The sequence below is a fragment of the Accumulibacter sp. genome, assembly GCF_031732815.1.
Lineage (GTDB): Bacteria > Pseudomonadota > Gammaproteobacteria > Burkholderiales > Rhodocyclaceae > Accumulibacter.
This window is the reverse complement of record NZ_JAVMKF010000320.1, coordinates 3,512-11,345: the sequence shown is the minus strand read 5'-3', so window position 1 is coordinate 11,345 and position 7,834 is coordinate 3,512. Positions and strand designations below refer to the sequence as shown.

The 7,834-nt window shown below is 64.5% G+C and carries 8 protein-coding genes; all 8 read left to right on the top strand.

The features are described 5' to 3' along the window. The coding region (gene asnB, locus RKP46_RS19750; RefSeq protein ID WP_311108210.1) for an asparagine synthase (glutamine-hydrolyzing) at positions 1 to 1,728 on the top strand (1,728 nt) is incomplete at its 5' end. Then, positions 1,725 to 2,492: a formyltransferase family protein gene (locus RKP46_RS19745; RefSeq protein ID WP_311108209.1), complete on the top strand. Its 768-nt coding sequence runs from the start codon at positions 1,725 to 1,727 to the stop codon at positions 2,490 to 2,492. The genes asnB and RKP46_RS19745, both read left to right, overlap by 4 nt. After that, complete coding sequence (locus RKP46_RS19740) at positions 2,474 to 3,421, top strand: polysaccharide deacetylase family protein (protein WP_311108208.1); 948 nt, start codon at positions 2,474 to 2,476, stop codon at positions 3,419 to 3,421. Before RKP46_RS19745 ends, RKP46_RS19740 begins: the two co-directional genes overlap by 19 nt. Further along, positions 3,418 to 4,395 (top strand): hypothetical protein, encoded by a 978-nt coding sequence (locus RKP46_RS19735; RefSeq protein ID WP_311108207.1) that lies wholly within the window; start codon positions 3,418 to 3,420, stop codon positions 4,393 to 4,395. The genes RKP46_RS19740 and RKP46_RS19735 overlap by 4 nt, the downstream gene beginning before the upstream one ends. Before the next feature lie 8 nt (positions 4,396 to 4,403). Continuing rightward, positions 4,404 to 5,390, top strand: coding sequence for a Gfo/Idh/MocA family oxidoreductase (locus tag RKP46_RS19730; protein WP_311108206.1), 987 nt, complete (start codon positions 4,404 to 4,406; stop codon positions 5,388 to 5,390). Between the two features lie 80 nt (positions 5,391 to 5,470). Next, positions 5,471 to 6,166, top strand: a complete 696-nt coding sequence (locus RKP46_RS19725; RefSeq protein WP_311108205.1) for an acylneuraminate cytidylyltransferase family protein — start codon at positions 5,471 to 5,473, stop codon at positions 6,164 to 6,166. 212 nt (positions 6,167 to 6,378) lie between these two features. Then, complete coding sequence (locus RKP46_RS19720; protein ID WP_311108204.1) at positions 6,379 to 7,095, top strand: NAD(P)-dependent oxidoreductase; 717 nt, start codon at positions 6,379 to 6,381, stop codon at positions 7,093 to 7,095. Further along, positions 7,092 to 7,834: N-acetylneuraminate synthase family protein (locus tag RKP46_RS19715; protein WP_311108203.1), on the top strand; the 743-nt coding region annotated here is incomplete at its 3' end. The genes RKP46_RS19720 and RKP46_RS19715, both read left to right, overlap by 4 nt.

Genomic DNA, 7,834 nt, shown 5'->3' with positions numbered 1-7,834 from the left:
CATCGCGGTCCGGATGCACAGGCCAGCCTCTGGCGCGAGGATCACCGGCTGCATCTCGCGCATGCCCGACTGAAGATCATCGATACCACCGACGGCGCCAACCAGCCGTTCGTCTCGCCCTGCGGCCGCTGGGTGATCGCCTACAACGGCGAGATCTACAACTTCCGGGAACTGCGCGAGGAAATCGGCGACCGCTGGCCGTGGCGGACGCACGGCGACACCGAAGTGCTGATGGCCGCTTGGTCCCTCTGGGGCGAGGGCTGCCTGTCGCGCTTCGTCGGCATGTTCGCGTTCGCCATCCACGATGCGGAAGAGCATGCCCTGACGCTGGTTCGCGACCGTTTCGGCATCAAGCCGCTGTACCACGTCGCCATCGGCGCACGACGGGTCTTCGCCAGCGAGATCCCGCCGCTGCTGCGCTTCCGTCCCGCAGTGGCTGACGAGTCGACGATCCGGACCTATCTCGAACTGGGTCTGTACGACCATGGCACCCATACCTTCTTCAAGGACGTGCGCTCGCTCGAACCGGGTACGCTGACGCGGATCGACCTGCGCAGCGGCGGTGAGACGAGCCGGCGATGGTACAGCCTTGTGGAGCACGTGCCGGACCTGAGCGGCGCCTCCGAAGAAGAGTTGACGGGCCGGGCCGAGGCGCTTGTCCTGCAGGCGGTGTCGTCGCATCTGGTGGCCGATGTCGAGGTCGGTCTGAACGTGTCGGGCGGCGTCGATTCGTCGATGCTCGTTCGTGCAACGGTCGAAGCCCTGGGCCATGCCCATCTCTTTACGCAGGACTATGAAGGCTACAGCGAACTGCCGTGGGTTCGGGAAATCGCCGACGGTGGCACCCTGCACGTCGCCAGGCTCGATCTTGATGCCATATCGGCTTACCTTGAAGAGACTGTCCGGTCGCAGGCGGAGCCTTTCGGCGGCGTCTTCGTCTGCGGTTACAACGCACTCTATGAGGCCGCAACGAGAGAAAACGTCACCGTGCTGCTCGACGGGAACGGAGTGGATGAAGCCTTCCTCGGTTACAAGCGGTATCACCAGATACATGTGGCGACGGCGCCTGATGCTGCTATCAGGGACGTCCGTGCGAGAGAGTTCGCGGAATTCTGGTGTCAGGCGCCGGCTCCGGTCGTGGCGGGGGCGTCGATCGACGGTACCGACGGCTTGCGTCCGGAGGCGGTCTCATCCTCCTTGATGTCCGCCGGGTTGCTCGACCTGACTGGCCGCAACGGTGGATTCGATGATCCGGTGCGGCAGGCTGCGGCAGAGGATCTGCTGTACGCCAAGATCCCTCGCGGTCTCCGCTTCAACGACCGCGTCTCGATGGCGCATTCCCGCGAACTGCGGGTTCCGTATCTGGACCACCGCCTGGTCGAGTTCGCGTTTGGTATACCCACCAGCCTCCTCCTCAACCGGAAGGGAGGAAAGGCGCTGTTTCGAGACATTCTCGCGCGTCGGGCGCCTGCATCCGTGGCTTATGCGCGAAAGCGATCCGTCCAGTCACCGCAGCGCGAATGGCTGGCTGAAGGGTGGCGTGCCATGGTGGAATCCATTCTCGCATCGGAACGCTTTGCCGCGCGCGGCTGGGTCGACGCACGCCGGGCGCGTCGTGCGTACGCCGAGTATCTGTCGGGCGCACGGGAAAACTCGTTCTTCGTCTGGCAGTGGGTCAACCTGGAGCTCTGGGCCAGGGAATATCTCGACAGGGAGCCGTGCCGATGAAGGCCTTGATTCTTACCAGCAATAGTTTGCGGCACAGGTATTTCGCCCGCGCCGTCGCCCGCTGTTTCGATGCGCCTACGGCGCTCTTGGAAGAAAAGAAAAATTACTATGCGCAACAGCGCGACCAGTCGCCTGTCGTGCGCGCCCACTTCGAGAGCATCGCTGCTGCCGAGAAGCTCTGGTTTGCCGATGCGGCCGATGCGACATGTCCGGAAATGCGTCAGGTCGGCGACATCAATGCCCCGGACCTCGTGACCTGGGCCAGGCGGCAGGGTTTCGATGTGCTCTGCCTGTTCGGTACCGCCATCCTCGGCCGGCATTGGCTGGATGCCTTTCCGGCGAAGATCGTCAACCTGCATCTCGGGTTGTCGCCTTTCTACAGAGGGTCGGCAACGCTGTTCTGGCCCTTCGTCAATCGCGAGTTGGAATATCTGGGAACAACGATTCACCTGGCCACGGCCAAGGTGGATGCAGGCGAAATCCTTGCGAGGATCGACCCCGACCTGCGGTCGGGGGAGACGTATTACGACATCACATCCCGCTTGATTCGCGACTCGATCGATCGTTTTCCCTCGGTGGTGTCGGCGTATCTTGAAGGACGCATCCGGCCCGCCTGCCAGGAAGACATCGCAGGCAAGCTTTATCGCAAGGCGGATTTCTCGGAGGCGGCGCTGCAGCAGGCGCTCGGCTACGTCGGGGCAGGACTTTCCGAGGCCGAAGTGAGACGAATCGAGGCGCGAAGAGAATGCCGCTACTCGCAATAAATCATCACTACTACCGCGAATCCGGGACGGGGCGGGGAATCTACCCGACGACTCCCCGGATGCTTGCCGAAGAGGTGCTGAAAATTCGTGCCGCCGGCTGGCGGATCGGCATCGAGGACGATATCTTCGCGTTCCTGTCCGGCCGCCTGGCGGCGGATGACAAGGTCGCCATCCTGACCTTCGACGACGGTCTGGCCGAGCAGATGGGCGCGCTTGGGCAACTCGAGGCGCTGGGAGCGTCGGCGATCTTCTATGTGCCGACTGCGCCGATCGTGGAGCGTTTCGTTCTCGACGTGCACAAGCTGCAGATGATCCGGGCGCGCGTCGAGGATGCGGAAATCGCCGTCGAACTGGACAAGACCTTTTCTTTCGGCAAGAAGGAATTCGACGATGACCTGCTCGCGATCCAGTACAGGTACGACGACGAACTTGGGCGCAGGGTCAAGTACTTCCTCAACTTCATGCTTGAAGAGGATGCACGGCTGGCGTGGACGACCGAGTACTTCGTAAACCTGTTCGGCGACGAACGCGAGGTTGCCGCTTCGCTGTACATGTCGTCTGACGATCTGCGTAGATTGTCGGTGAAGAGGCTGCTCGGTTCCCATGCGCATTCGCATCTGCCGCTGGCGACGCTGGGGGCGGAGCGGATGCTCCATGAACTCGCGTATTCCCGCCGGCTGATCGAGGAGATGACGACAAGTACTCCGGCCGGCGTGTCTTACCCGTTCGGCGGCAAATCGGCCGTCGGGCATGAGGTATTCGACCGCGCGTCTTCCTGCGGTTACGCGTACGGATTTACCATGGAGCGCGGCATCAACGATCTGCCGGAGAAGGCAAACCCGATGGCGCTCAGGCGGATCGACGTCAATGATCTGGATCGCTGGCTGGGCGTTGGGGCCGGTGACAACGAAAAACTGGGAGAAAAATGAAAGCAAGGACTGACACAGCATTCGTTTCCGCTCTGGGAGCGATGGGGCGGCGCCATGTCAAAGGGCTGGTTCGCGCGGGATTCGACGTGGTTGCGGTCGACCCCAATCCTGCCGTTCTGGACGTCGCGCGCAGAGAGTTGCAGGAAGCCGGGCTCAATTCCGGAAAACTGAGCATGGTCGACCGCCCGACCGGGAGGTTCGGTGTGGCCGTATTCGCGGAGACGACCCCGGACCGGCTGGCTAATTTCACCCGGTTTCTGGACGCAGCCTCTGCGGGCCGGATATTCCTCGAAAAACCGCTGGCGGCGGATCCGGCGGAATATGACCGGTTTCTGGATGTTGCCCGTGGTCGCGGCGTGGCAAACGTTACGCAGGTGAACTTCATCCGCCGCACCTGGCCGCACGTGCAGCACCTGGCCGACATGTGCTCGCGGGAAAAGCAGTTCGCGATGACGCTGAATGGCGGCGCGATCGGACTCGGCTGCATGGGCATCCACTATCTGGACACCTTCCTCTGCCTGTCCGGTGACGAAATGCCCGCCGTGCGCTGGGCGACCTTGTCGGCCGAGACGGTGAAGAGCGGGCGCGGCCCGCAGTTCGAGGATTTCGGCGGCGATTTCGTGCTGGAGGGACCGCGCGGGCGCCTGCTGGCGTCGCTTTCCGCAGGGAGCAGCGCCAACGTCGTGATGACCGTCCGCGGCGAGCATTTCATGGCGCAGGTCGACTACAACGAGATGCAGTGGAAGATATCGCGCCGCAAGGCCGACAGCACGATGCTCTTCTATCGCTACGGTGCCGATTACGAAATCGTCGAGCAGGGGCGTCTGGAAATCCCTGCGATGGATGCTGTTACCGAGGGTTGGGCGCTCGGCAGGATCGATCTGCCCGTGCTGGAGCAGGCGCTCGTGACGCACCGCCTGCTGGACGAGATCCTCCGGGCCGGCGGCGCACACCCCCCTTATCGATTCACCTGAGGAATGCCATGACAGTACGTTGCCTTGTTATCGGTGCGGGCAAGATGGGTTCGGCCCACCTGCAGGCGCTGGCGGCTCTGGAGCCCGATGCGCTGGCCGGATGGGCGCCGAGCGAGCGCCGGCGTGACGCCGCCGAATCGGTCGGCGCCGGGTTCTTCCACGGCCCGCTGGCTGCGGCGCTCGACGCCTTCCAGCCGACGCACGTCGTCGTCGCGTCCCCCGTCGAGACGCTGACGCCGATTTCGCTCCAGCTCATCGCTGCCGGCGTGCGCCATCTTCTTGTCGAGAAACCGGTAGCGCTCAGCGGTGTGGAGGGGGCGGCGCTGGTAGCCGCTGTCGAGGCAAGCGGGGCGCATCTGCACGTCGGGTACAACCGCCGCTTCTATGCGTCGATACGCACCGCGCTGCGGTTGATCGCCGAAGCGGGGGAGGAAATCGGGAGTGTCGCCTTCGAATTCAACGAGGTGGTTCCCGATCCGGCGGGGCCGCTCGGGCATGCGCCTTCCGTCCGCGAACGCTGGCTTCTCGCCAACAGCCTGCATGTGATCGACAGCGCCTTGTTCCCCGTCGGGCATCCGGATCCGGTGCGCTCGTCCTTCGCTCGCACCGGCGCGCTTGCCTGGCATCCCGCGGGCAGCGTCTTCGTCGGCTCGGGGCTGACCGTTGGCGGCAAGCCGTTTGCCTACCATGCCAATTGGGCGGCGCCCGGACGCTGGTGCTTCGAGTGGATGACGCCTTCCGCGCGTTATGTTTTCCGGCCGCTGGAAAAGCTGGCGGTCATGCGCCGGGGAAGCTTCAACCTGGAGGAGATACCGCTCGACGACGAACTGGACCGCCGCTTCAAGCCGGGCGTCTATCTGCAGAATCGAGCCTTCCTTTTCGGTGGCGAGGAAGCCGCCGGCCTAGTGTCCCTGGAGCACGCTTTGTCGCTCGTTCGCCTTGGCGAAGCCATGGGCGGCTATGCTGGCCGGGAACATGGCGTGCAGAGCGGATAAGACAGAGGGCTACTTCGGTTAAAATTGCACGGTTTACGAACTCCGCCCGGCCCGCCGCCGGGCGACTCCGGCTTCCAGTCATGCGCATCCTAGGAATCGTTCCCGCCCGTGGCGGCTCGAAAGGCATTCCCCGCAAGAATCTCGCGGATGTCTGCGGCCGTCCGCTGGTCGCCTGGTCGATCGAATCGGGCAAGCAACTGCTGGCGAATGGCGTTCTCGTCCGTTGCATCGTCTCGACCGACGACGAGGAGATCGCAGCCGTCGCCCGCGCGCACGGCGCCGACGTGCCCTTTCTCCGTCCGGCCGAGGCGGCGACCGATACGGCGAAGGCGCTCGCCTACGTGCTGCACGCGCTCGATACGCTCGAGCCGGCCGACGGTCCTTACGATGCGGTGATGATCCTGCAACCAACGAGTCCGCGACGCGATCCCGCGGCGATCGCGGAGGCAGTCGTACGGCTGGCCGCATCGGACGCCGACTCGCTGATTTCCTGCTATCAGGAAGACTACATCAACGAACTGGTGATGTACGAGGACGAGGGCGACGGACGCATCCGGCCGCGCCACCCGAATCACAACAAGGGGGTGCGCCGCCAGGAGCACGGGCCGACGATGGTGCGCAACGGGGCGGTCTATGTGACGCGCGTTCCCTATCTGCGGGCGACCGGGCAACTGGTCTGCGACCACCCTGTGCTGTTGCGGATGGAAAAGATCGATTCGATCGACGTCGATACCCCGGACGATCTCGAACTGTTGCGGGCAGTGCTGTGCAGATAGGCATCCTCGAAGCGGACGGCTTCTCGCCCGAGGCGCTGGCATGTCTGCAGCGCCTGGGAGAGGTGCGAGCCTACGATGGCGGTGACCTTCCGGCGTTCCTTGCGCCGCTGGACGTGCTTTTCGTCCGCCTCGCCCATCGCATCGACGGCACCTTCCTTGCGATGTCGCCCCGTCTTCGCTGGCTGTGCAGCCCGACGACCGGGCACAACCACATGGACGAAGCGGCGCTGGCCGCCCGCGACGTCCGGCTGCTCAGCCTGCGCGGCGAGCGGCGGTTCCTCGAAACGGTCCGCGCCACCCCGGAGCATACCTTCGGGCTGATCCTCGCCCTGCTCCGGCGCTATGGCCGCGCCTTCGCCGATGTCGCCGCCGGCCGCTGGGACCGCGATGCCTGCCGCGGCGAGGAGTTGCGTGGAAACCGGGTGGGCATCGTCGGTCTCGGCCGGGTCGGCTACCGGGTGGCGGCCTACTGCAGCGCCTTCGGCGCCGATGTCGCATGGTTCGATCCCGAAGACGTGCCGTTCGAACCGGCTTGGCGCCGGCTGCCGGATGTTGCGTCGGTCATCGCGGAAAGCCGCATCGTCGTGCTTTGCGCGAGCCATCGTTCAGACCAGCCTCCGATATTCGGCGAAAGGGAGATTGCCGCCCTCTCCGGCCGCTACTTGGTCAATACCGCTCGCGGCGAACTTGTCGATGAACCGGCGCTACTTGCCGCCCTGCGCGACCACCGTCTTGCCGGGGCGGCAGTCGACGTGATCGCCGACGAGAACGGCGACAACCGCCTGAACGAATGGCGAGCCTTGCTGCCGGGCCGGAACATCGTCGTCACGCCGCATATCGGCGGCGCCACCTTCGACGCCATGGCGCGAACGGAACTGTTCCTGGCCGAAAAACTGGAAGCATCCATATCGGAAGGAGCCGCAGCGTGAATCTTGCCGAATACGAACGCGCCGGGCGGACTTTCGTCATCGCCGAGATTGCGCAGGCCCACGACGGCAGTCTCGGCATCCTGCAGTCGCTCGTCGATGCCGTTGCCGCGACGGGGGTCGATGCGATCAAGTTCCAGGTGCACCTCGCCGATGCCGAAAGCAGCGCGCTCGAACCGTTCCGGGTGCGCTTCTCGCCCGTCGATGCGACCCGCTACGACTACTGGAAGCGCATGGAACTGCCGCTGGCGGAATGGCGCCGGCTCAAGGAACGGTGCGATGCCCTCGGTGTCGAGTTTCTCGCGACGCCGTTTTCGAACGCGGCAGTCGATCTCCTCGAAGAGGTTGGTGTCCAGCGTTACAAGATCGGCTCTGGCGACGCCGCAAATCCGTTGCTGCTCGAACGCGTCGCAAGGACGGGAAAGGAAGTGATCCTGTCCACCGGCCTCGGTTCGCTCGAAGAGCTGGATGCCGCGACGGCGATTCTGCAGGCCCGCGGCAACGCGTATGCCGTATTGCAATGTACGACCCGTTATCCGACGACGCCCGAGGATGTGGGGCTCGCCTGGCTCTCCCGTTTCCGGGAGCGCTACCGCTGCCCGGTTGGCCTGTCCGACCATTCGGGGACCATCTACGCCGGCCTCGGCGCCGTGGCGCTCGGCGCCGTGGCGGTCGAGGCGCATGTGACCTTCGACCGGCGGATGTTCGGGCCCGATGCCAGGGCGTCGCTGACTGTCGATGA